Origin of the sequence: Falsiruegeria mediterranea M17 (assembly GCF_900302455.1) — a bacterium.
GTDB classification, from domain to species: Bacteria; Pseudomonadota; Alphaproteobacteria; order Rhodobacterales; family Rhodobacteraceae; genus Falsiruegeria; species Falsiruegeria mediterranea.
The window spans coordinates 304,963-326,636 of the sequence record NZ_ONZG01000005.1 but is presented as its reverse complement, the minus strand read 5'-3'; the positions used below and the strand labels follow the sequence as shown (position 1 = coordinate 326,636).

At 58.8% G+C, this 21,674-nt stretch carries 22 protein-coding genes; 12 read left to right on the top strand and 10 right to left on the bottom strand.

Annotated features, from left to right (window positions below; genetic code table 11):
- Positions 1–129 precede the first annotated feature (129 nt).
- Complete coding sequence (locus TRM7615_RS12270) at positions 130–684, bottom strand: hypothetical protein (protein ID WP_108787857.1); 555 nt, start codon at positions 682–684, stop codon at positions 130–132.
- 171 nt (positions 685–855) lie between these two features.
- On the bottom strand, positions 856–1,878 hold the full coding sequence (locus tag TRM7615_RS12265; RefSeq protein ID WP_108787855.1) for a LacI family DNA-binding transcriptional regulator: 1,023 nt from the start codon (positions 1,876–1,878) through the stop codon (positions 856–858).
- A 140-nt stretch (positions 1,879–2,018) separates the two neighbouring features.
- Here TRM7615_RS12265 and TRM7615_RS12260 point away from each other — a divergent pair, with 140 nt between their 5' ends.
- The 5 genes from TRM7615_RS12260 (at position 2,019) to TRM7615_RS12240 (ending at position 7,980) form a co-directional block, all read left to right on the top strand.
- Complete coding sequence (locus TRM7615_RS12260) at positions 2,019–3,530, top strand: tripartite tricarboxylate transporter permease (RefSeq protein ID WP_108787853.1); 1,512 nt, start codon at positions 2,019–2,021, stop codon at positions 3,528–3,530.
- Positions 3,527–3,982 (top strand): tripartite tricarboxylate transporter TctB family protein, encoded by a 456-nt coding sequence (locus tag TRM7615_RS12255; RefSeq protein ID WP_108787851.1) that lies wholly within the window; start codon positions 3,527–3,529, stop codon positions 3,980–3,982. The genes TRM7615_RS12260 and TRM7615_RS12255 overlap by 4 nt, the downstream gene beginning before the upstream one ends.
- A gap of 43 nt (positions 3,983–4,025) precedes the next feature.
- Positions 4,026–4,985, top strand: coding sequence for a Bug family tripartite tricarboxylate transporter substrate binding protein (locus tag TRM7615_RS12250; RefSeq protein WP_108788014.1), 960 nt, complete (start codon positions 4,026–4,028; stop codon positions 4,983–4,985).
- An 80-nt stretch (positions 4,986–5,065) separates the two neighbouring features.
- Positions 5,066–6,475: an acylating sulfoacetaldehyde dehydrogenase gene (gene sauS / locus TRM7615_RS12245; protein ID WP_108787849.1), complete on the top strand. Its 1,410-nt coding sequence runs from the start codon at positions 5,066–5,068 to the stop codon at positions 6,473–6,475.
- Positions 6,472–7,980: an AMP-binding protein gene (locus tag TRM7615_RS12240; protein ID WP_108787847.1), complete on the top strand. Its 1,509-nt coding sequence runs from the start codon at positions 6,472–6,474 to the stop codon at positions 7,978–7,980. The genes sauS and TRM7615_RS12240 overlap by 4 nt, the downstream gene beginning before the upstream one ends.
- A 55-nt stretch (positions 7,981–8,035) precedes the next feature.
- Here TRM7615_RS12240 and TRM7615_RS12235 read toward each other — a convergent pair whose 3' ends face one another.
- The 5 genes from TRM7615_RS12235 to TRM7615_RS12215 form a co-directional block, all read right to left on the bottom strand.
- Positions 8,036–8,521 carry a helix-turn-helix transcriptional regulator gene (locus TRM7615_RS12235; protein WP_165821420.1) on the bottom strand — a complete coding sequence of 162 codons (486 nt, stop codon included), beginning with the start codon at positions 8,519–8,521 and terminating at the stop codon, positions 8,036–8,038.
- A gap of 54 nt (positions 8,522–8,575) precedes the next feature.
- The gene (locus tag TRM7615_RS12230) at positions 8,576–9,055 is read right to left on the bottom strand and encodes a hypothetical protein (protein WP_108787843.1); all 480 of its coding nucleotides are present in this window, start codon (positions 9,053–9,055) and stop codon (positions 8,576–8,578) included.
- Between the two features lie 185 nt (positions 9,056–9,240).
- The gene (locus tag TRM7615_RS12225; RefSeq protein ID WP_108787841.1) at positions 9,241–9,801 is read right to left on the bottom strand and encodes a hypothetical protein; all 561 of its coding nucleotides are present in this window, start codon (positions 9,799–9,801) and stop codon (positions 9,241–9,243) included.
- Positions 9,802–10,055: 254 nt separating this feature from the next.
- Positions 10,056–11,873, bottom strand: coding sequence for a translational GTPase TypA (gene typA, locus TRM7615_RS12220; RefSeq protein ID WP_108787839.1), 1,818 nt, complete (start codon positions 11,871–11,873; stop codon positions 10,056–10,058).
- Between the two features lie 79 nt (positions 11,874–11,952).
- Positions 11,953–12,288 (bottom strand): DMT family transporter, encoded by a 336-nt coding sequence (locus tag TRM7615_RS12215; RefSeq protein ID WP_108787837.1) that lies wholly within the window; start codon positions 12,286–12,288, stop codon positions 11,953–11,955.
- A gap of 484 nt (positions 12,289–12,772) precedes the next feature.
- Here TRM7615_RS12215 and TRM7615_RS12210 point away from each other — a divergent pair, with 484 nt between their 5' ends.
- On the top strand, positions 12,773–14,035 hold the full coding sequence (locus tag TRM7615_RS12210) for an agmatinase family protein (protein WP_235824078.1): 1,263 nt from the start codon (positions 12,773–12,775) through the stop codon (positions 14,033–14,035).
- Entirely contained in the window at positions 14,016–14,558 is a 543-nt protein-coding gene (locus tag TRM7615_RS12205; protein WP_108787833.1) for a DUF3299 domain-containing protein, read from the top strand. Before TRM7615_RS12210 ends, TRM7615_RS12205 begins: the two co-directional genes overlap by 20 nt.
- A gap of 13 nt (positions 14,559–14,571) precedes the next feature.
- Here TRM7615_RS12205 and TRM7615_RS12200 read toward each other — a convergent pair whose 3' ends face one another.
- Genes TRM7615_RS12200 through TRM7615_RS12190 form a run of 3 tightly spaced genes read right to left on the bottom strand, consistent with a single transcriptional unit; the run spans position 14,572 to position 16,642 of the window.
- Positions 14,572–15,735, bottom strand: coding sequence for an HD domain-containing protein (locus TRM7615_RS12200; protein ID WP_181893257.1), 1,164 nt, complete (start codon positions 15,733–15,735; stop codon positions 14,572–14,574).
- Entirely contained in the window at positions 15,732–15,989 is a 258-nt protein-coding gene (locus TRM7615_RS12195) for a hypothetical protein (RefSeq protein ID WP_108787829.1), read from the bottom strand. Before TRM7615_RS12195 ends, TRM7615_RS12200 begins: the two co-directional genes overlap by 4 nt.
- Positions 15,989–16,642: an alpha/beta hydrolase gene (locus TRM7615_RS12190; RefSeq protein WP_085795704.1), complete on the bottom strand. Its 654-nt coding sequence runs from the start codon at positions 16,640–16,642 to the stop codon at positions 15,989–15,991. Before TRM7615_RS12190 ends, TRM7615_RS12195 begins: the two co-directional genes overlap by 1 nt.
- Before the next feature lie 181 nt (positions 16,643–16,823).
- Between TRM7615_RS12190 and iscR the strand changes: the two genes are divergently transcribed.
- The 5 genes from iscR (at position 16,824) to TRM7615_RS12165 (ending at position 21,660) form a co-directional block, all read left to right on the top strand.
- Positions 16,824–17,285, top strand: coding sequence for a Fe-S cluster assembly transcriptional regulator IscR (gene iscR, locus TRM7615_RS12185; protein WP_108787827.1), 462 nt, complete (start codon positions 16,824–16,826; stop codon positions 17,283–17,285).
- A 37-nt stretch (positions 17,286–17,322) separates the two neighbouring features.
- Complete coding sequence (locus TRM7615_RS12180) at positions 17,323–18,366, top strand: cysteine desulfurase family protein (RefSeq protein ID WP_108787825.1); 1,044 nt, start codon at positions 17,323–17,325, stop codon at positions 18,364–18,366.
- Positions 18,367–18,384: 18 nt separating this feature from the next.
- Complete coding sequence (gene sufB / locus TRM7615_RS12175; protein WP_085795701.1) at positions 18,385–19,908, top strand: Fe-S cluster assembly protein SufB; 1,524 nt, start codon at positions 18,385–18,387, stop codon at positions 19,906–19,908.
- Entirely contained in the window at positions 19,905–20,711 is an 807-nt protein-coding gene (locus TRM7615_RS12170; protein WP_108787823.1) for an FkbM family methyltransferase, read from the top strand. Before sufB ends, TRM7615_RS12170 begins: the two co-directional genes overlap by 4 nt.
- A gap of 127 nt (positions 20,712–20,838) precedes the next feature.
- On the top strand, positions 20,839–21,660 hold the full coding sequence (locus TRM7615_RS12165; RefSeq protein ID WP_108787821.1) for a polysaccharide pyruvyl transferase family protein: 822 nt from the start codon (positions 20,839–20,841) through the stop codon (positions 21,658–21,660).
- The last annotated feature ends 14 nt before the right edge of the window (positions 21,661–21,674 follow it).

Sequence of the window (21,674 nt, the reverse complement as noted above, 5' to 3'; positions counted from 1 at the left end):
GAAACTCAAAACTCAGCACGAAGTATTGGCAGGTGCCGGACCAGAATATCCGCTTTCATACAAAAATAAAGATTTTTCAATTTGTTGCCATGCCCCCGGTCCGTGACCCGGCCCGGGGGCATGGGCTGATCAGCTTGCAAACAGCGCTTTGAGCTCTTGCAGCTTGGCGTCAAACGTCTCGGGCGAGGCTTTGATGTCGGCCAGGATTTTGAGAACCGAATCTTTGGTGTCCTGCGACAACGCACTGCCCTGAACCGCCAAAACAAGCGCGTCGTAGTTGAAGCCATCCTTGGTCAGGATGCCGGTGTCCTGCATGCTTTGGACCCATTTTTCGCCATCATTGGCCAGGCTTGCGACCTGCTCCGAGGCTGCATTGGCCAAATCGGTTGCAGCTGTGGTGGCCTGATCCGCCGCCTCGGTCGCGGCTTCGGTGGCTTGTTCAACGGCCTCGGTTGCGGCGTCAGTGGCCTGTTGTGCCACGTCAGCTGCCTGTTCGGTCGCCGTTGCAACGGCGTCCTCGGCTGCGTCACGCGCGGCATCTGCCGCATCACTGAGCGCGTTACCCGCATCTTGGGCGGCACTTTCCAGCCGCTCTGCCGGTGTGGGTTCCGGTTGGTTCATAAAATAATAAGCTGCGCCGCCACCGACGATGACAATAGCAGCAATAACAAGGATACGAGACATCACATGATCTCCTGAAGAAACAGATGCTACCCAGATGGGTCATTCTGCCCCAAGGGTCCAGCATGTTAGGAAAATTGTCATGCAATCACAACATTTGGGCCAATTTCCGCAAGTTTTGCGTGTATGGCGCGGCGGGATTTCGCCCGGTGATAAAGGTGAGGGGGAATTCCCCTATACTTTGCGCGTGGTGGCCCGGCTTACCAGTTTCACGTCACATTGGACTTGCGTCGGCGGCGTTGTCTGATCGGCAATGGCGCGGGTGATCTCTTCGCCTGCAAGTCTTCCGATGGTTTGCGCGGGAATGCGGATCGTGGTCAGCGCGGGCTCCATCTCCTCAGATCCTTTGAAATCGCCGATCCCGATCACCGACAGATCGTCGGGAACGACCAGCCCAAGCTTAAGCGCGGCATAGATCGCGCCCTGAGCGATGACATCATTGCCGCACAAAAGCGCCGTGGGACGGGGGCCGTGTTCGAGCATCTCGCAGGCGGCTGCCTTGGCCTGTTGCAGGCTGTATGGCGCTTCGCTCTGCCAGGTGTCGGGCACAGAAATGTCGTTCTGTTCCAGAGTGCGCATGGCACCTTTCAAGCGATCTCCGGCGCGGTCGTTGCCTTGAGTCGGCGGAAACACGGTGCCAATTTCACGGTGCCCCAAGTCAAGCAGATGTTGCGCGGCCATGGCACCAGCCTTTTGATTGTCGGCCCCGATGCAGGCAATCGGGGCGCTGTCCGAGAAGTTCCAGATCGCGATCACGGGCACACCTTGCTGGTCGAGCAGTTGAAAGGTCTCATCGTGATGATCCAGCCCGATAAGGGCAACACCATCTACACGGTGCTCCAGCAATTTTCGCAAAACGCCATATTCGGCCTCAAGGTCATACCCGTGCGAGGCGATGAGGATGGTGAATCCCTCGGCCTCAACCGCGCTTGAAAAGGCCTGGATCACTTCGGCAAAGATTGCATGGTTGATGGTGGGCACGATCAGTCCAATGGTGGCGGACCGTTTCCCATGCATCGCCTGGGCGGCACGGTTACGGATGTAACCAAGCTTGCGAACCGCCCGATCAATCTTTTTCCGAGTCGCAAGATTGACCAAACCCGGGTGGTTGAAGCTGCGTGAGACAGTTGACGGTGACACCTTTGCGGCCTTTGCAACAGCCACAATGTCTACCTTAGGTGATTGTTTTGGCGTCATTAAACTGGCCTCTTCAGGTTATTTTATGAAAACATTTGCAATACTATTTTCATCCCATACCCTAACTTGTCAACAAAGCTGTGCATCGCATTGCTGACGACCTGTCCACTCACTGGACAGACGGGTTGGGAGGCCCCGGAATGGAATTTATCTACTACTTTGGCGATGTCTTTTCGCCGCTCTCATTTGCCCTACTGCTGGGGGGAACGATCGGGGGGCTCATCCTTGGGGCAACACCCGGATTGTCACCCACAATGGCCGTGGCACTGCTCATCCCCTTCACCTTTCAACTTGAGGCGGTACAGGGCCTGATCCTGCTGGGGGCGGCCTATACCTCGACTGTGGCTGGGGGCGCTGTGAGTGCCATTCTGCTCAAGATCCCCGGTGCACCGGCCAATATCGCAACGACCCTCGACGGGCACACGATGGCGAAGAAGGGGCAGGGCGCGCGGGCACTGCAACTGTCGTTCCTGGCCTCAGCTGTGGGTGGCGTGTTCGGTGTCCTCTTGCTGATTTTCCTGACGCCTGTGCTGGCCCAATGGGCGCTGGCGTTTGGTCCGTCGCATCTGTTCTGGCTCGCTATTCTCGGCGTCACCGTCATTGGCTCACTCGACAGTGACTCGGTGGTCAAAGGCCTGCTCTCCGGCTGTATCGGTCTGTGGCTCGCCACCATCGGGTTCGATGACATCATGGGCGCGCAGCGGTTCATCTTTCACCCCTCGCTTGGGGGCGGGATCAACATCATCGCCGCTCTGATCGGTCTGTTTGCGATCCCGCAGGTGCTGACCATGTTTGCCAAGGGACGCAAAACCCAAGGTGCCGAGGTGATCGAGGTTCAGAAGCATTCCGTCGGCAAGGCCGCGGGAGAGTTGGTACGCAATCCCCGTGCTTTGACCATCGGCACCATAACCGGTTCGATCATTGGCTTGATCCCAGGTGTCGGTGGTCAGATCGCTGGCCTGGTTGCTTATGACCAAACCAAAAAGTTCAGCCCCGATCAGGACAAGTTCGGCACCGGCCACCCCGAGGGCGTGATCGCGGCCGAAAGCGCCAACAACGCCATGGTCGGCCCCTCGCTGGTGCCGCTGCTGACCCTGTCGATCCCTGGCAGCCCGACGGCCGCAGTTTTGCTAGGCGGTCTGCTGATCCACGGGATCTTCCCAGGCACGGACCTGTTCGACAACCACCCCGATGTGGCCTGGACCTTCATCAACTCGATGCTGATCGGTCAAATCCTGATGTGCATATTTGGCTTGTACGTCGCTGGCCTTGCCGCCCGCGTCGCTCAAGTGCCGCAGTCGGTCATGGCCGCCGTGGTTTTGGGGCTGTCGGTCTTTGGCGCCTATTCGGTGCAAAGCTCGATGGGTGACGTTTATGTCATGGCCTGCCTTGGCGTGATGATGTTCTTCCTTGAGCGGTACGGTTTCTCGGCGGCGCCGCTGGTGCTTGGCCTGATCCTGGGTCCGATTGCCGAGGCAAACTTTATCCAAGGCTCGATGATCGCCAACGCCAGTGTTGGCATGGGCCCGTACTTCCTGGGCGGTCCGCTCAACATCTTCCTGATGGTCGTGGTCGCGGCCTCCGTCGCCTATTCGGTCTGGACTGAGCTGCGCACCCGCAAAGTTCAAAACGCAGTCGAGGTGCAATCATGAGCCGCACACAACACATCATCCCGTCAGGTATCATCTTTGCGGTCGGCTGCTGGATCGCCTGGATCAGCTACACTCAACAACCCGCCGAGGCATTCCTGTTCCCACGCCTGATCTCATCTGTCTTTGTGGTGCTCGCGGCCTGGACATTCGGCAAGGCCTTGATGGGCCTCAGCCGGGTCGGCACGGGGGTGTCCCGCACCATGATCATCAATCTGGTGCCGGGGCTGGTGGTCGCGCTGATCTATATCTTCTGGGCCGCCAAGACTTTTGGGTTTTACACCGCCACCACCGTGGCCTTCTTCATCCTGCTTTCGCTCTATGATCCTGCGCCCCACAACGAGGCGCGCACTTGGGTCAAACGAGCGGTGATCACCGCAGGGTTCATCGCCGTGATGTACGGGCTCTTTGCCATGCTGCTCAAGGTCTACACACCACGTGAAATTCTATTCTGACCGCGACGAACGCGGCTGAGTTCCAAGGGAGGAAACACTCATGATGAAAAACTGGATTGCAGGGGCCGCTGTGGCCTTGATGGGACTGACGGGGGGCGCGATGGCGCAAGATTACCCTGACCGTCCGTTGATGATGATGGTGTCTTATGGCGCAGGTGGTGCCACAGACTTCCAGGCGCGGATCGTTACTATGACCGCTGGCAACGAAGATGCACTTGGCATGCCGATCGCCATCATCAACAAGCCGGGCGCCGGTGGGCGCGTTGGCTGGAACTGGTTCGCGACGCAAGCGGATGCAGATGGCTACACTCTGGGCGCGTATAACGTGCCGCACTTTATCGCGCAGTCGATCAAGGGCGGGGTGCAGTATTCCACCGACAGCTTCGAACCCATCGCCAACTGGGGCGCAGACCCGGCGGTGTTCGTGGTTGCCGCCGACAGCGAGTTCAACTCGATGGATGATGTTGTGGCCTTTGCCAAGGAAAACCCCGGCAAGCTGACATTCTCGGGCGCGGGCCTGTTTGTGGGGCATCACATTGCCGCGCTGCAGATCGAAAAGGCCGCAGGCGTGAAAATGGCATACATCCCCACCAAAGGTGGCGGTGCGGCTGCGATGAAGGCTGTGATCGCGGGTGAAGTCATGGGCGGTGTCAACAACCTGTCCGATGCCTTCCGCGCGCAAGAGGCAGGCAACGTCAAGATCCTGGGCGTGGCCGATCTGGAGCGCAGCACTTTCTTGCCGGATGTCCCGACGATGAAAGAGCAGGGCCTGGATGTCGACAACTCATCCGTGAACTTCCGCGGCGTGATGGTCCCTAAAGGCACCCCGCCCGAGGTGATCGAGCGTCTAGCTGCAACCGTGCCTGCGATGTTTGAGAACAGCCGTGTCGCCAAGAAGATGAAGGCAGGCGGATCGCCCATGCACATCATGACCCGTGACGAGGTGATCGAGATGTGGGCCGCACGTGAGCAGACTTTGAAAGAACTGCTGGCGGGTCTCTAACCCCAACTCCCCGAGAGAGGCGGCGGATGCGCCGCGTGCCGCTGCCGCCTCTCCATTGGATTATGACAGGACACTTACCTATGAATGCTCATGATGATCTTGGCTTGATTGAGGCGATTGTCGCCCGCGCACGGGCCGCACAGGCAGCCTATGAGGAAGGCGCTGATCAGGCGCGCTATGATCGGGCCGCGCAGGCTGCTGGTTGGGCCATCATGGAACCCACCCGCAACCGGACGCTCGCGGAATTGGCCGTGAAAACCACCGGATTGGGCAATGTGCCCGACAAGATCATCAAGAACCACCGCAAGACGCTAGGCTTGCTTCGCGACATCGCAGAGGCACAGACGCATGGCGTAATCAGCGACGATCCCGCCACCGGGATTACCGAGATTGTACGTCCCGTCGGTGTTGTGGGTGCGGTTGTTCCCTCGACCAACCCGGCGGCGACCCCAGCAAACAACATCATCAATGCGCTGAAAGGCGGCAACGCCATCATCGTGGCCCCGTCGCCCAAAGGCGTCGCCAGCTGCGAGCTATTGCTCGACTACATCCACGCCGAGTTCGACAAGGTCGGATTGGACCGTGATCTGGTCCAGATGGTTCCTGCGCCGGGCTCCAAGGCCAAGACGCAAGCCTTGATGGAAGCCTGCGACCGGGTGATCTGCACCGGCAGTCAGAACAACGTCCACCGCGCACAGACTGCAGGGACCCCGGCTGTGGCCGTGGGGGCAGGGAATGTGATCACCATCGTGGATGAGACCGCCGATTTGCAGGCGGCGGCGGAAAAGATCACCGCCTCCAAGACCTTCGACAACGCCACATCCTGTTCGTCCGAGAATGCGGCCGTGGTTGTGGATGCGGTCTATGACGCCTTTGTAGGTGAGATGGCCAAAGCAGGCGGCGCGCTGGTGCCAGCCGATCAGGCCGATACGATCATTGGCAAGCTCTGGCCTGATGGGCATCTGAACCGTGAGGTTATCGCGCAGGACGCTGACAAGATGCTGCTCGCCCTCGGCATGGGCGATCAGGTTCCCGCCGAAACCAAATTCATCGCGGTGGAGACCGACGGCATCGGCGCCGATCACCCGCTGAGCGGCGAGAAGCTGAGCCGAGTTCTGGCGCTCTACCGGGCCAGCGATTATGAGGCTGCGGTTGAGACTGCCAAGCGGGTGCTCAATTATCAAGGCGCAGGCCATTCGGTCGGCATCCATACCGCGCAAGACGCGCGCGCCGTGGAATTGGGCCGCTCGATGCCCACATGCCGCGTGATCGTCAACCAGGCGCATACTTTTGCCACCGGCGGCTCATTCACCAATGGCATGCCATTCTCGCTTTCGATGGGGTGTGGCAGCTGGGGTGGCAATTCCATCGATGACAACCTGCATTGGCGGCATTTCATTCAGACCACCAAGGTTATCCGCGAAATCCCCGCGCGTGAGCCGTCGCTTGACGATGTGTTCGGTGCCTACTGGGCCGAGGCAGGCAAATGAGTGTCGGTAAGAACCACCCGCCCAAGGGGACAATCCGCGACTGGGTTGATGCCCGCGCCGACAGCGGTGGCGAAGGGTTCGTCTTCCCCGAAGGGGAGGCTGCGCTGCGCTGGTACGAGTTGCGCTTGACCGCGCGCCGTATCGCGCAGGATCTGACTGCGCGTGGCATTCAGCCGGGCGAAAGCGTGGCGCTGATGATGCCCAATGGGCGTGCTGCCGTCGAGGTGCTGTTTGGCGTTCTCTATGGCGGCTTCCGGGCCACCATGATCAACCTGGTGGCCGGGAATGAGGCGATCACCTATGCGTTGGATCACAGCGGTGCGCGTTTTGCCTTTGTCGGTCCAGATCAGCAGAACCTGTTTGCGGCCACAACACCCGGCAACGTGCAGCCGCTCGACCCCTCGCGCCTTGGCGATGGAGACGAGGTCAAACTGCACAAGGTGGCACCGGACAGTCACGCATTGCTGATGTATACCTCGGGCACGACGGGCAAGCCCAAGGGTGTGGTTCACACCCAAGCCAGCCTGCTTGCAGGGGGCTGGACGACTGCGGTGGCTCATGCGTTGACGCCTGAGGATCGCGGACTGTGCGTGCTGCCGATCTATCACATCAATGGGCTTTGCGTGACTGTCATGGGGGCGCTGGTGTCGGGTGGATCGCTGGCGATGTGTTCGAAATTCTCGGCCTCGCGCTTTTGGAGGCACTGCGAGGAGGGCGAGGCGACCTGGTTCTCGGTCGTGCCGACGATCATCTCACATTTGCTGGCTTCGGAAACCGACCCGGACGCGGCCACACGGGATCGTCTACGGTTTGGTCGCTCAGCCTCATCGGCCCTGGCCCCAGACGTGCAGCGCGCGTTTGAGGCGCGGTTCGAGGTTCCGATCATCGAAACCATGGGACTGACGGAAACCGCAGCACAGATACTGTCGAACCCGATGCCACCGGGCGTGCGCAAGATCGGCTCACCCGGCTGTGCTTACGGCAATGAGATTGCTATATTTGGTAACGATCTCAAACCTGTATCTGCCGGAGTTGAGGGAGAGCTCGTGGTGCGTGGCCCCAATGTCATGCTGGAATACCTCAACAACCCTGACGCCACGCGCGACACGTTCACTCCAGACGGATGGCTGCGAACGGGCGATCTGGGGCGGCAGGATGAGGACGGATATGTGTTTGTCACCGGTCGGCTTAAGGAACTGATCATCAAGGGCGGCGAAAACATCGCTCCGCGTGAGATCGACGAGGCGCTTTACACCCACCCCGATGTGGTCGAGGCCGCCGCCTTTGCTCGGCCCTGCAAATCCTATGGCGAGTTGGTTGAGGCAGCGGTTAAACTCCGCGACGGGTCAGACCAGACCGAAGACAGTCTACGCGCGCTGTGCAAATCTAAGGTGGGTGCGTTCAAAGCGCCGGACCGGGTGCACATTCTGGATGATCTGCCCAAAGGCCCCTCGGGCAAGATCCAAAGGCGTCTGCTCGTTGACATGACCGTTTCCGACGCTTGAAGCGGGAACGGATCGAGCAGCCCCCTTTCTCGTCTGCCAGAGCGGGAAAGGGGCATTACAACAAGACATCCTCGACAATCAGAGAAAAGAGCTGTGATTTGCCGCTGACGCCCGCCTTGCGGTAAATGGCGGTGCATTGCGCCTTGACCGTGCCCTCACGTGTGTTTCTGAGCTGGCCAATCTCGGCAATCGACTGGCCCTTGAGCAGAAACCAGGCCACCTCGGTTTCCGCAGCGGTCAAATCGAGCGTCTGGAAATACTCATCCACCGCCGAGGTGAACTCTCCCGAGGTCAGGCGACGCGCGTTTTCGGCCCGCTTCATCTCACGGCTGGCGACGCGGGCCAATTGAATGCCCAGGACAGCGCCCAGGATAAGACCAAGGCTGGCGCCGATCTCTACCAACTCACGCATCTGCCAACGCAGGGGCAGGGTCGGCAGGCCCAGGATCGAGGCCAGGATCTCCCACAGAAAGTACGCGCCGCACAGGGTTTGAACGGTCACCAGGATCCATACGAGGGCAGGGTGTTTCAGCACGGGCACTTACCGGTTCTTCGGCCGGTTCTTCGTCCGGGGCTTTCTGTGAACAGGATCATCTCAATTCTGCGACGCGCCGCCGCCTCCCTGTCCGTCAGATCCGCCGGGGCCACCCTGGCCACCCGGACTGCCCGCACCATCGGGACCGCCTGAGCCGCCAGGAGCGCCCCTCCCGCCAGGACCAGTGCGACCTGAATCGCCAGGGCCCGTGCCGTGGACAGGCTGCGGATCTGTGCCAACAGAGGGCGACGACGGTGTCTCAGTCGAACCATCAGAGCTGCGCAGGGGGAACACACGATCGCGCAGGATCTCTCCGGTGGTCCGATTGAGCACAATCTCGCGAAGGTGCCCTTCGGTGGTGGCGGTGATCAGGATACGGCCCAGCCAGGTGCGGCTGACCTCGGTCACGGCATAGCCTTCGGTCTGCAGACGCGACACCATAGGTTGGGCGATATCAGGTGTCTGGCTTGCAGTCTGGGCCGCCGCTGGTTGATGCGCAAGCATCAGCAGCAACAATGCGGTCGAGGTCAGGCGCGGCACGGGATGTGTTCCTTTATTGTCATCCGCCGAACGTACAGCACTTTGCAAAAGACAGGAAATCCCTCATTGCGGGCAACACGTTGAAAATCCGGGGATCATCCGCGGCCCAAGGGGGTGTTTTGCGTCAAGCTGTGATTGATGTGCGGCGCAGGTGATCCGCTGCGCCGCACGAGACAGAGCGGGGCTTACTCGTCACCTCCCGGTGCACCGTCACCACCTGCACCCGCTCCACCGGGACCTCCTTCACCGCCGCGACCTTCGCCTCCTCGACCTTCGCCGCCACGACCTTCACCACCTGCGTCTGCGACTTCGGCTCCTTCGCCACGTGAGCCGCCATCCCGACCACCACCGCCGACCGCTTCACCGCGATCTCGTCCACCGCGTGGCGCAATGCCTTGGTCGGCCAACTGATCCCCAATGTTCTGACGGTCTTCTTCGCTCAGGCTGGATATGTCGATGTCGGTGATCGAAACCGTTTCCCCTGTGGTTGTATCAACCACACTGGGAGCCTCTCCGCGCTCGCGTCCGCCTCGTGGTGCAATGCCTTGATCGGCCAACTGGTCGCCGATGTTCTGGCGATCCTCTTCACTGAGGCTTGCGATGTCGATCTCGGTGATCGAAACCGTTTCGCCAGTGGTCGGATCGACAACCGTGGGCGGTTCGGATGCAAAGCTGCTCAATGATGTGGCCAGCAGAGCGGCCGCAGCCAGCGAGAGGGTCAGTTGGCTGAATGTCAGGGAACTCATGATCTTACCTCGTGTACTGTTTGAACTTTTGCATCCCGTCTTGGGCTGCATGAATTCACCTAGAGGCATCAAAGCCCGCCCTGATATTGGAGAAAAGGCAGGTTCCGGGGCGCATAAACCAAAGTCGTATGTGGTTTGTCGATTGGGTGAATGCTGGTAGTGATCTGAAAGATATGAATATTTTCGGAGATTCTCCGGAAAAGAAAAAAGGCGCCCGATTGGGGCGCCTTTTTCTGTATTGATTTGCCTGGGCCTTAGCTGACTTTGGACATCCGTTTGCGTTCGTGAGGGTCCAGGTAGCGTTTGCGCAGGCGCACGGAGTTTGGCGTCACCTCAACCAGCTCGTCGTCGTTGATGTAGGCAATCGCCTCTTCCAGAGACAAGGTCATTGGCGTGGTCAACCGAACGGCATCATCAGTGCCCGAGGCGCGCACGTTGGTCAGTTTCTTACCCTTGAGCGGGTTCACTTCCAGATCGTTGTTGCGCGAGTGCTCGCCGATGATCATGCCCGTATAGACATCCGCCTGAGCGCCGATCATCATCTTGCCACGCTCTTCGAGGTTCCACAGCGCAAAGGCAACCGATGTGCCGTTCTCCATCGAAATCAACACGCCAGCACGGCGGCCCGGGATCGAACCCTTGTGGGCGGTCCAGCCGTGGAAGACGCGGTTCAGAACGCCGGTGCCGCGGGTGTCGGTCAGAAATTCACCGTGATAGCCGATCAGACCACGCGACGGGACATGTGCGATGATGCGGGTCTTGCCAGCACCTGCGGGACGCATTTCGACCAATTCACCTTTGCGCGCACCGGTCAGTTTTTCGATCACTGCGCCGGAATATTCGTCATCAACGTCGATGGTGGCCTCTTCGACCGGCTCCATGCGAACGCCTTCTTCCTCGCGCATGATCACCTGCGGACGCGAGATCGACAATTCGAACCCTTCGCGGCGCATGTTTTCGATCAGAACGCCCATTTGCAGTTCACCGCGGCCCGAAACCTCGAACGCATCGCCGCCGGGGGTGTCGGCGATTTTGATGGCGACGTTGGACTCTGCCTCTTTCATCAGGCGGTCACGGATCACGCGCGACTGCACCTTTTTCCCGTCACGGCCTGCCAGCGGGCTGTCATTGATGCCAAAGGTTACGGTGATGGTAGGCGGGTCGATGGGCTGTGCGTCCAGAGGCTCGTCCACGGCCAGGGCGCAGATGGTGTCGGCCACGGTGGCTTTGGCCATGCCTGCGATGGAGACGATGTCGCCGGCCTGTGCTTCTTCGATGTCCTGCTGGGCTAGACCGCGGAACGCCTGGATCTTGGTGACGCGGAACTGCTCGATCTTCTGGCCGATGCGGGTCAGGGCCTGCACGGTTGCACCAACTTTGAGCGTGCCGGATTCAACGCGACCCGTCAGGATGCGGCCCACAAAGGGGTCGGAACCCAGGGTGGTGGCCAGCATGCGGAAATCTTCGTCCTGACGCTTGATCTGCTTGGGTTCTGGCACGTGGTTCACGATCAGGTTGAACAGCGCGTGCAGATCCTTGCGAGGCCCATCCAGCTCGGCATCGGCCCAGCCGTTTCTACCGCTCGCGTACATATGCGGGAAATCCAGCTGATCCTCGTCCGCGTCGAGCGACGCAAAGAGGTCAAAACACTCGTCCAGCGCGCGGTCAGGCTCGGCATCCGGCTTGTCGACCTTGTTCAGCACCACGATCGGGCGCAGGCCCAGGGCCAGCGCCTTGGACGTCACAAATTTGGTCTGCGGCATCGGGCCTTCGGCGGCATCCACCAACAGGACAACACCGTCCACCATCGACAGGATCCGCTCAACCTCGCCGCCGAAATCGGCGTGGCCGGGGGTGTCAACGATGTTGATCCGGGTGCCTTTCCATTCGACGGACGTGGGCTTGGCAAAGATGGTGATGCCGCGCTCGCGTTCCAGGTCGTTGCTGTCCATGGCACGCTCGGCCACGGCCTGATTTTCCCGGAATGCGCCGGATTGTTTGAGAAGCTCGTCAACCAGGGTCGTCTTGCCGTGGTCAACGTGAGCAATGATTGCGATGTTACGCATGTCCATGAGAGGTCAGCCTTTGAACGGAGAGTTGCCGCGCGCATACAGTGCTGCGGCGCAATATACCAGCGAAAAGACGCAAGCCTTAATGGCTGGCGGAATTCGAGAACAGATGGATGATCAGGATGCCGGAAATGATCATACCCAGGCCCAAAACGGCGGGCCAATCCAGATGCTGGCCAAAGACAAGGTAGCCGATCAGCGCGATCAACACGATGCCCAGCCCCGACCACATTGCATAGACAATGCCAACCGGCATGTGGCGCAGCGTGATGGACATGAAGTAGAACGCAAAACCATACCCAATCACCACGATCACCGATGGCCACAACCGGGTGAATTGTTGGCTGGCTTGCAGGGCCGTTGTGCCGATGGTTTCGGCAATGACGGCGATCAGCAGAAAGAAATAGGCCTGGGGCATGGGGGTATCCACAAAGAGGGCAGGGATAGGGAAGAGAACTCGGGCCCTGGGGCCGATTTATTGCGTGTTAATCACGAATCCCATTTGTTGAGCAACTGGATTTGCAACGCGTGAATTTTGTGCAATTTCAGCACACAACACATCATAGCGACCTTGGTCCGGGATACCCGACTTTGAAATGGTAAGAGCGGTGCCTATATTGGTTATCGTTATGTGTTTGTTTTGAAAGGTTCACGTTATGACACCATTTGCAAAGAAGATTATTCTTGCGTCGTCTCTGCTGGCTGCGGTCGGCTGGGTTGTTAGCGCGGCTTCGGTATAGACCCGGCAAGGGCCGATCTTGGTCCATTGCATGCGCTAATCCACTACGCAGACGTCAACGAATGTAGGAAGCGGGGACCGTTTTGGCCCCCGTTTTTCTTTGAGAAATCGCGAGCTTTATGCACACTGTGAATAGTTGATCACTTTCGGAGGGGAGACCGAATTGAGACGTTCTATTCTCGCAGTGCTTTTTTCTTTTGGGATGGTGACACAAGGCGCCGCCCAGTATTTTGGACATGAATACGAGGGCACCCAGGCGCCTGTACGAGAGGGAGAACAGCCAGTGATCCCGCTCGATACGGGTGATCCATCGTACAACGCCTGGCAGACACCGCTTCCCAGCTTTGAAGGGGAGCGAGAGGGGCGAACGCCGGGCCTGACCAATCCCGCCAGGTTCTTTGGTCAAGGCTACATGCAACTCCCGACATTCCTGCATCAACCTTTGGCATTCACGCCCGAAGACCTTGCTGTCGGAAACGTCGATGTAGCCATCATGGGGGCCTTTACCGATATGGGTGGCGGAGCGCGTGGGGCGTCGCGCGGGCCAAATGCGGTGCGCAATTCGTCGATCTATCTGGGATACGGCGCACGCCAGCCGCATATGCATGTGATGGTCGATCCGCTGCAGGAAATGGTCGTGGTCGATTACGGCAATGCCCCGAACGACATGATGAGCACCGAACGGACGATCCATGCGGTCCGTTCGTTTGTCCGACAGGTGGTCGAGGTGCAGCATGAAGACGGTCGCCGTGTGATCCCCTTTATCATCGGTGGGGATCATTCGCTGATGTACCCGGATGTTGCCGCGCTGACTGATGTTTATGGCAAGGGCAACGTGGGGGTCGTGCATTTTGACGCGCACTATGACGCGGGAAAATATGGGATGGGGCATCTGATAAATCACGGGATGCCGGTCTATCGCCTGATCGAAGAAGGCCTGGTGGAAGGCAGGAACTTTATCCAGGTTGCCTTGCGCGGCTATTACCCTGACGAAAAGGCATTCGAATGGATGCGAGAGAACGAGTTCCGCTATCACACCATGGCCGAGATCGAACAGCGCGGCTGGAATGATGTGATGGAGATCGTGATTGCCGAGGCCAACGATGGTCCGGAATACATGTACATCTCATTCGACATCGACACGCTGGACCCGGCCTTTGTGCCCGGCACCGGCACACCGGAACCCGGTGGCCTGATGCCACGTGAGGTGTTTCCGATCATTCGCCGCCTGTGCGCGGAATCCAATGTGGTCGGGTTTGAGTTGGTGGAACTGGCCCCATTGATGGACCCGACCTATGTTTCGGCATTGAACGCCAACCGTGTCATTCGGGAATGCCTGACCGGTATTGCCATGCGCAAGAAGGGCATCACTGAACCAGACTACAAGAGCCCGCTGACGGTCAGCCATGGTCAGAACGACAATTAAGGCGTTATCGACAGCCGTGCTGGTTCTGGTTGCCCAGCACGGCGCACCGCACGCTGAGCCACTGCAATCGACGTGGAAAGACTTGCGCAAAGAAAGGCCTGCCGAATGCCTGGCCTTTCTGGAACAGTATCTGGCTGATCCCGATTGTGCCCGACAAGCCCTGATGGCAAGAATGATTGCAAAACGGATCGCCCAGTGCACGTCGGGTGACAGTTCGCTGGACGGAAAGACCATCACCATTGCGGGGTACGCACATCCCTTTGAATTGGAGTTCAATGGCGTCAAAGAGTTCCTTTTGATCCCGCGAATGCCGCAGGCGTGTCGGCACCCACCGCCGCCATTGCCAGATCAGATCATTTCAGTGGAATTCCCGGACGGTCTGGACATAAACCTTGATCCGGTCTGGGTGACTGGCATTTTACGAGTACGAACGGGCAAGACCCATCTCGCGCCGTTCAGCTACTTTCTTGAGGCAACCAGCGTCGCACCAGCCCTGATCCCCGATGTGCCGGAAAGCGGGTGAGGTCTTCCCCTGATCAGGCTGTCTGCAACTTGTCGAAATGCGCCAAGAGCTGCGGGCGGAGCCAAGCCCAAAGGTCCGGCGCACCGCGTTTGACCGGCACGCCCACGCGCTGATCAATCTGTTCCAACGTGACATTGTATTCCACCCAGCTACCACCACCGTTTTCCAGATTGGCAATCGGGGTTTGTACCCGGTCGACCGATTTGGCGAATTGCGCGTCCGGTGTTTCAGCACCCTCGAACTCGTGCCACAGCCTATGCAGGTCTTGGTACTGGTTCTGAGGCAACAGTCCAAACAGTCGCTCGGCCGCGGCCTCTTCCTTGGCGGCCATGGCGGCGTGATCGACCTGACCATGGATAGGCGCGTCGCCTGCGTCGATCTCGACAATGTCATGGATCAGCAGCATGCGCAGGACGCGGTCGATTTGCACATCCTGTCCGGCCTGATCCGCCAGCACCATCGCATAGAGCATGATGTGCCACGAGTGCTCAGCAGAGTTTTCAAAGCGGGAATCATCGATCAACCGCGAGGCCCGATAGATGGATTTGAGTTGATCCGCTTCGGCCAGGAAGGTCAGCCATTGCGGCACAAGCCCTGTTTCAGCGGCATCAGCTTTCCCCAGCAAGTTCTTGGCATGCCAATAGATTTCAGGACAGGCTTGTTGCAGATAAGCGGCCCGACCCGAGGCCAGGTTGTCGCGAACAATTTGCAGGTGGTCCGGCAAAGGTGCGGGTGCATAAAGCACCTGAAACAACGGCTGCGACCGGTCGAGCATCTTGGCGAATTGCGCGTCCGGTGTCTCGTCGGCCTCGAACTCAGTCCAGAGTGCCAGGTACTCGGCGGCCTGATCATCCGGCAACAGCCCAAAGATCCGGCGCGCGGCCAATTGTTCACGTTTTGCCACGTCGTCCCAATCAACGGCTTCGTGAATGGGGTGATCGCCCACATCAATTTCGACCAGATCATGCAGCAGAAGCATCCGGATCACGCGATCCAGTGACACATCACGACCAGCCATCGGGGCAAAGATCAGCGCGTAAAGCGCCAGATGCCAGCTGTGCTCGGCCGAGTTTTCCGGGCGTGACAGATCCAGCAGCACATTCGACCGATCCACCTGCTTCAGCCGATCGGCCTCTTTCAAAAAGGCGATCTGGGCTGAGATACGGGCGTTGGTCATTGGGATTTCTGTGCCTCGGTTTTTGCTTGTGCGGCGGCCTTGAATTCAGTCGCCTTCTTGATCAGGAACCTGCGCGCCACGCGTTCGGCCAGACGCACGCGGACCTCGGTCAAATAGGCCTCTTCCAAAGACTGCGATGCCGCGGCCAGCACATTGCCGACCTCGACATACAGGCGGTCTTCGCCGGTTTGGTCCATGACCTTCATCGTATCCTCGGCCAGTTTGGCGGCCAGGTCTTCGATGGTGTTCGACATCAGCGGGTGTTCTCGGTCAGGCGACGTTTCACATAGTCGGTGGTCGTCGTCATCAAGGTGTCCATATGCGGATCCTGGAAGAAGTGATCAGCGCCTTCGACCTCTTCATGGGTGATGGTGATGCCCTTTTGCTCGTGCAGCTTGTTGACCAGCGACACGGTGTCGGCGGGCGGGGCCACTCGGTCGGCTGAGCCGTTGATGATCAGGCCCGAGCTGGGGCAAGGCGCCAGGAACGAGAAGTCGTACATGTTGGCGGGCGGGGACACGCTGATGAAGCCGGTGATTTCCGGGCGGCGCATCAACAGCTGCATGCCAATCCAGGCACCAAACGAGAAACCCGCAACCCAGCAATGCTTGGAGTTGTTGTTCATCGACTGCAGATAATCCAGCGCCGATGCTGCATCGCTCAACTCACCCACGCCCTGGTCGTATTCGCCCTGGCTGCGGCCCACGCCGCGAAAGTTAAAGCGCAACACGGTGAATCCCATGTTGTAGAACGCATAGTGGAGATTATAGACCACCTTGTTGTTCATGGTCCCACCGAACTGGGGGTGCGGATGCAGCACGATGGCGATCGGTGCGTCTTTTTCCTTTTGCGGGTGGTAGCGGCCTTCCAGGCGGCCTTCGGGTCCGGGAAAAATCACCTCGGGCATATGTGCGTTCATCCTGTCTGTTATTATTCGTGTGCTTCGGAATGTTGACGAATTCCCTAAGGCACTTTAGAACGGTTCTAACTACGGCGCGACGTCAAGTGACACCGTCATTGCGGAATACGCATTGATGGTGAAAAGGTCAATGATTGCGCTCAAATGTCACAGGGCTGGAAGGCAAGAGATGAAACTATCGACAAAGGGACGTTATGCGATGGTGGCGCTGGCCGACATCGCGCTGCAACCCGCTGATACGCTTGTGACATTGAGCGAGATTTCGGAGCGTCAGGATATCTCGTTGCCCTATCTTGAACAGTTGTTCGTCAAGCTGCGCCGGGCAGAGCTAGTGACATCGGTGCGTGGCCCGGGTGGTGGATACCGTCTTGCGCGTGCTGCATCCGAGATTCGCGTGGTCGAAGTTCTGGCCGCTGTGGATGAAACCGTCGATGCCATGCACAAGGGGGCAGGTGCCTCGGGTGGCTCGTCGGGTAGCCGCGCGCAATCACTGACTAACCGTCTGTGGGAGGGGTTGAGCGCACATGTCTACGTGTTCTTGCACCAAACCCGGTTGTCGGACGTGATCAAGAATGACCTTGCGCCGTGCCCGGCCGTTCCGAACCTCTTTGCCGTTGTGGACGCGGAATGAGGGTTAGCGGCTTAACCATGTCAGAAAAGATGTATCCATGAGGCGTGTTTACCTGGATCACAACGCGACAACCCCGCTGCGGGTTGAGGCGCGCGAGGCGATGATCGCTGCTATGGATGTGTGCGGGAACCCGTCGTCTGTCCATGCCGAGGGGCGCGCGGCCAAGGCGTTGGTGGAAAAGGCGCGGGCGCAAGTGGCCACGGCTTTTGGCGCGGACGGGGCGGACGTCGTGTTCACCTCTGGGTCGACCGAAGGCGCGGCGCTGACACTGTCGGGACGCGGATTGCACGGTTCATCACTTGAACATGACGCGGTAAGGGCTTGGATTTATGAGGATTTACCTGTTTCGAGTGCAGGGCAGGTAACGGTGGCAGATCCGGCATCTTCCACCCTTCAACTTGCCAATTCGGAAACCGGCATTGTGCAGGAGTTGCCGCGGGGCCTTGCGGTCACGGACGCGACTCAGGCCTTTGGCAAGCTGCCGATCGCCTTCAACTGGATGGGCGTGCAGATGGCAATGATCTCGGCCCACAAGCTGGGTGGGCCTAAGGGAATCGGTGCTGTTGTCATGCCGCGCGGCACAGACCTGCAGGCGCAGATCAAGGGCGGGGGCCAAGAGATGGGGCGCCGGTCCGGCACCGAGAATGTGCTGGGAATGGTCGGTTTTGGCGCCGCGGCACAAGCCGCTGCTCGGGAATTGGCGGATGGCGTATGGGAACGGGTTGCGGAACTTAGAAATATTCTAGAAAAGGCTCTTGAGGCTGGTGCAAGCAAGACTATTTTTGTCGGGTATGGACAGAAACGTCTGCCTAATACGCTTTGTTTCGCCACACCCGGCTGGAAGGGCGAAACCCAGGTGATGCAGATGGACCTGGCCGGATTTGCCATCAGCGCGGGCTCTGCCTGCTCAAGCGGCAAGGTCAAGGCCAGCTCAGTGCTGACCGCGATGGGATATGACGAGGCCACGGCAAGCAGCGCGATCCGCGTGTCGCTGGGGCCCGAGACGAGTGAAGAAGATGTGCTGCGCTTTGCGGATGCGTGGCTGCAAAAGGAAAAAAAGCATCACGCGCGTGCTGCGTGATCTGACGGAGGGTTTGTCATGGCCGCATTGGACCAGACACAGGTTAAAGAAGGCGTTGATCAGGAAACCGTGGATGCGGTTCGCGAGGTCGGCGGCGCTTACAAATACGGTTGGGAAACCGATATCGAGATGGAATATGCCCCCAAAGGGCTGACCACCGACATCGTCCGTCTGATCTCGGAGAAAAACGAAGAGCCCGAGTGGATGCTCAATTGGCGGCTTGAGGCGTATGACCGCTGGCTGACCAAGAAAGAGCCTGACTGGGCCATGGTCGACTATCCGGAAATCGATTTCCAGGACCAGTATTATTATGCCCGTCCCAAGTCGATGGAGGTCAAACCCAAGTCGCTGGACGAGGTCGACCCCAAGCTGCTGGCCACTTACGAAAAGCTGGGTATCCCGCTGAAAGAACAGATGATTCTGGCCGGTGTCGAAGGTGCAGAAAACATGCCTGCCGAGGGCCGTAAGGTCGCAGTTGATGCGGTGTTTGACTCCGTCTCGGTCGGCACAACGTTCCAGGAAGAGCTGAAAAAGGCAGGTGTCATCTTCTGCTCGATCTCTGAGGCGATCAAGGAACACCCCGAACTTGTGAAGAAATACCTCGGTTCGGTTGTTCCGGTGTCGGACAACTTTTACGCCACGCTGAACTCGGCTGTCTTCTCGGACGGTTCGTTTGTCTACGTTCCACCGGGTGTGCGTTGCCCGATGGAGCTGTCCACCTATTTCCGTATCAATGCGGAAAACACCGGTCAGTTCGAGCGTACCTTGATCATCGCCGATAAAGGCAGCTATGTCAGCTACTTGGAAGGCTGTACTGCTCCGGCACGTGACATCGCTCAGCTGCACGCAGCTGTGGTTGAGATCATCATAGAAGAAGACGCCGAGGTGAAATACTCGACCGTTCAGAACTGGTATCCCGGGGATGAGAACGGCAAAGGTGGCATCTACAACTTCGTGACCAAACGCGCCGATTGCCGCGGTGACCGGTCCAAGGTGATGTGGACGCAGGTGGAAACTGGTTCCGCCGTGACCTGGAAATACCCGTCCTGCATCCTGCGTGGCAATGAAAGCCAGGGCGAGTTCTATTCGATCGCCATCGCCAACAACATGCAACAGGCCGATACCGGCACCAAGATGATCCACCTGGGCAAAGACACCAAGTCGCGCATCGTGTCCAAGGGCATCAGTGCGGGCAAGGCGCAGAACACCTATCGCGGTCTGGTCAGCATGCACCCCAAGGCCAAGAACGGGCGCAATTACACCCAATGTGACTCGCTGCTGATCGGTGATAAATGCGGGGCGCACACGGTTCCGTACATCGAGGTCAAGAACAACTCGGCCCGCGTCGAGCATGAGGCGACCACATCCAAGGTGGACGATGATCAGCTGTTCTACTGCCGCTCGCGTGGAATGGACGAGGAAGAGGCAGTCGCCCTGGTGGTAAACGGTTTCTGCAAGGACGTGCTTCAGGCGCTGCCGATGGAGTTTGCCATGGAAGCCCAGCAGTTGGTGGCGATCTCGCTTGAAGGGTCCGTTGGATGACACCTGACGCGGGACAGCCGCCGGTTCGGGTCCAAAAACGTGAACGCCATTTCGAACTTGAGGCCGCCAAAGCGGCGATCAAGAACGGTGATCCGTATGTGTATTGGAGCACCGACGCGATCCCGTGCGAAATCGAAGGCAAACACGTTCTGTTCGCAACTGACAAGTTGCGTGATCCCATCCAGCGTGCTCACCGCACTGGTGCGTTTTATGAACAGGAAGAGCTGGACAAGATCCGATCGATCTTTCCCAACAAGGGCGGCATTTTTGTGGATATTGGCGCGAATGTCGGCAATCACAGCCTGTTCGTGTCGCTGTTCCTGTCGCCCGCCAAGGTCATTCCGTTCGAACCAAACCCGTTGGCGTACCGCTTGTTGCTGGCAAATGTCGCCTTCAACGGCCTGGGGCCGCTCTTTGATCTGGACAACATCGGATACGGTCTGTCCGACACGTCCGAGGGCGGTTATGCCATGCGCAAGCAAGAGAAGAACCTGGGCGCTGCGCGGATGATCGCCGGGGAAGGCGACATTGAGGTGATCGTCGGTGACGATGTTCTTGCCGACGTGGACCCCGCCCTGATCAAGATCGACGTTGAAGGGATGGAGATCAAGGTTCTCAATGGCTTGAAGAAGACAGTTGCGCGCAGCAAGCCGGTATTGATGATCGAAGTCGACAATGAGAACGAAGACGCGTTCTTTGCCTGGGTCAAGGATGTCGGCTACCAGGTGCTGGACGTGATGCAACGCTATCGCTCGAACAAGAATTATTTTGTTGGCGCGGCCGAGACCCAGTCCGGAGCTTGATATGAAGAGCCGCTTGAACCTCATGACACACGGTGAACACTTTGGCCCTGCTGTGCCCAAGGTGTCTGTTGTCCTGGTCGAATGCGTGGGTTGAAAGGGCATTGTTGTGACGAGCGCTGCGCTTCATATGGAACCAATCAAGCTACACTGGTGGAAATCTGTCCCAAATTTCGGTGATGCTCTGTCTGCCTTGATTGTTGCGCTGGTGTCTGGCCGTCCGGTTGCCCATGCAGGACCCAAAAACTGTGAAATGGTCGCCATCGGCTCTTTGTTGCAAGTCGTGCGCAGGAATTTTTCAGAGGCAAGACCAGGTCGCGAGAAACCCGTGATCTGGGGCACGGGCCTTTTGCATCCGGTGCCCAAGGATTTCTTGCCGAACGTTGATATGACCTTGGTTCGCGGCCCTTTGACTGCGGCTTTGTTGGGCGTGAAAACCCGTCGCTTTGGTGACGCAGGGCTGCTGGTCCCGGGTTTGATTGACGATGCGCCGTCCATGCAAGATCGCGTGGCGCTGGTGCCGCATCATAGCCACATGGATGATCCTGAGCTTCGCGCACTTGCTGCGCGAGAACCGGTGTTGGATCTGGTGGATCCGCGCGGCGATGCGCTGGACGTGTGCCGCCGGATTGCGTCCAGTCGCCACGTGATCGCCAGCAGCCTGCATGGCCTGATAGTGGCGGACGCGTTCGGCGTGCCGAGCACCTGGCTCAGCCCCGGTGAGCAGTCACATCTGAAGTACCACGATTACGCGGCGTCCGTTGGGCGCCCGTTGATTTCACCGATCGAAACTCATGAGGTCCTGGACGTTCTGTCCACACTCAAAGATGGAACCGAACTGACCTATGGCGACGGCATCGCACGTGCCCGGGCCGATCTGATTGAAACCTTTCCGGCACATCTGCGTGCCGCCCCTGACAGTTCCCGCGCATCCGCTGCGGGCCAGAGATGAAAAGCGAGGCAAAA

Excerpts from the sequence above, each read along its gene's own strand:
- TRM7615_RS12260 (WP_108787853.1), top strand. The coding sequence starts at position 2,019 with ATGGAATTTATCTACTACTTTGGCGATGTCTTTTCGCCGCTCTCATTT.
- sauS (WP_108787849.1), top strand. The coding sequence starts at position 5,066 with ATGAATGCTCATGATGATCTTGGCTTGATTGAGGCGATTGTCGCCCGC.
- TRM7615_RS12165 (WP_108787821.1), top strand. The coding sequence starts at position 20,839 with ATGGAACCAATCAAGCTACACTGGTGGAAATCTGTCCCAAATTTCGGT.
- TRM7615_RS12195 (WP_108787829.1), bottom strand. The coding sequence starts at position 15,989 with ATGTCGAACACCATCGAAGACCTGGCCGCCAAACTGGCCGAGGATACG.
- sufB (WP_085795701.1), top strand. The coding sequence starts at position 18,385 with ATGGCCGCATTGGACCAGACACAGGTTAAAGAAGGCGTTGATCAGGAA.
- TRM7615_RS12265 (WP_108787855.1), bottom strand. The coding sequence starts at position 1,878 with ATGACGCCAAAACAATCACCTAAGGTAGACATTGTGGCTGTTGCAAAG.
- TRM7615_RS12215 (WP_108787837.1), bottom strand. The coding sequence starts at position 12,288 with ATGCCCCAGGCCTATTTCTTTCTGCTGATCGCCGTCATTGCCGAAACC.
- TRM7615_RS12250 (WP_108788014.1), top strand. The coding sequence starts at position 4,026 with ATGAAAAACTGGATTGCAGGGGCCGCTGTGGCCTTGATGGGACTGACG.
- TRM7615_RS12190 (WP_085795704.1), bottom strand. The coding sequence starts at position 16,642 with ATGCCCGAGGTGATTTTTCCCGGACCCGAAGGCCGCCTGGAAGGCCGC.
- TRM7615_RS12270 (WP_108787857.1), bottom strand. The coding sequence starts at position 684 with ATGTCTCGTATCCTTGTTATTGCTGCTATTGTCATCGTCGGTGGCGGC.
- TRM7615_RS12225 (WP_108787841.1), bottom strand. The coding sequence starts at position 9,801 with ATGAGTTCCCTGACATTCAGCCAACTGACCCTCTCGCTGGCTGCGGCC.
- TRM7615_RS12170 (WP_108787823.1), top strand. The coding sequence starts at position 19,905 with ATGACACCTGACGCGGGACAGCCGCCGGTTCGGGTCCAAAAACGTGAA.
- TRM7615_RS12240 (WP_108787847.1), top strand. The coding sequence starts at position 6,472 with ATGAGTGTCGGTAAGAACCACCCGCCCAAGGGGACAATCCGCGACTGG.
- typA (WP_108787839.1), bottom strand. The coding sequence starts at position 11,873 with ATGGACATGCGTAACATCGCAATCATTGCTCACGTTGACCACGGCAAG.
- TRM7615_RS12200 (WP_181893257.1), bottom strand. The coding sequence starts at position 15,735 with ATGACCAACGCCCGTATCTCAGCCCAGATCGCCTTTTTGAAAGAGGCC.
- iscR (WP_108787827.1), top strand. The coding sequence starts at position 16,824 with ATGAAACTATCGACAAAGGGACGTTATGCGATGGTGGCGCTGGCCGAC.
- TRM7615_RS12255 (WP_108787851.1), top strand. The coding sequence starts at position 3,527 with ATGAGCCGCACACAACACATCATCCCGTCAGGTATCATCTTTGCGGTC.
- TRM7615_RS12180 (WP_108787825.1), top strand. The coding sequence starts at position 17,323 with ATGAGGCGTGTTTACCTGGATCACAACGCGACAACCCCGCTGCGGGTT.
- TRM7615_RS12205 (WP_108787833.1), top strand. The coding sequence starts at position 14,016 with ATGGTCAGAACGACAATTAAGGCGTTATCGACAGCCGTGCTGGTTCTG.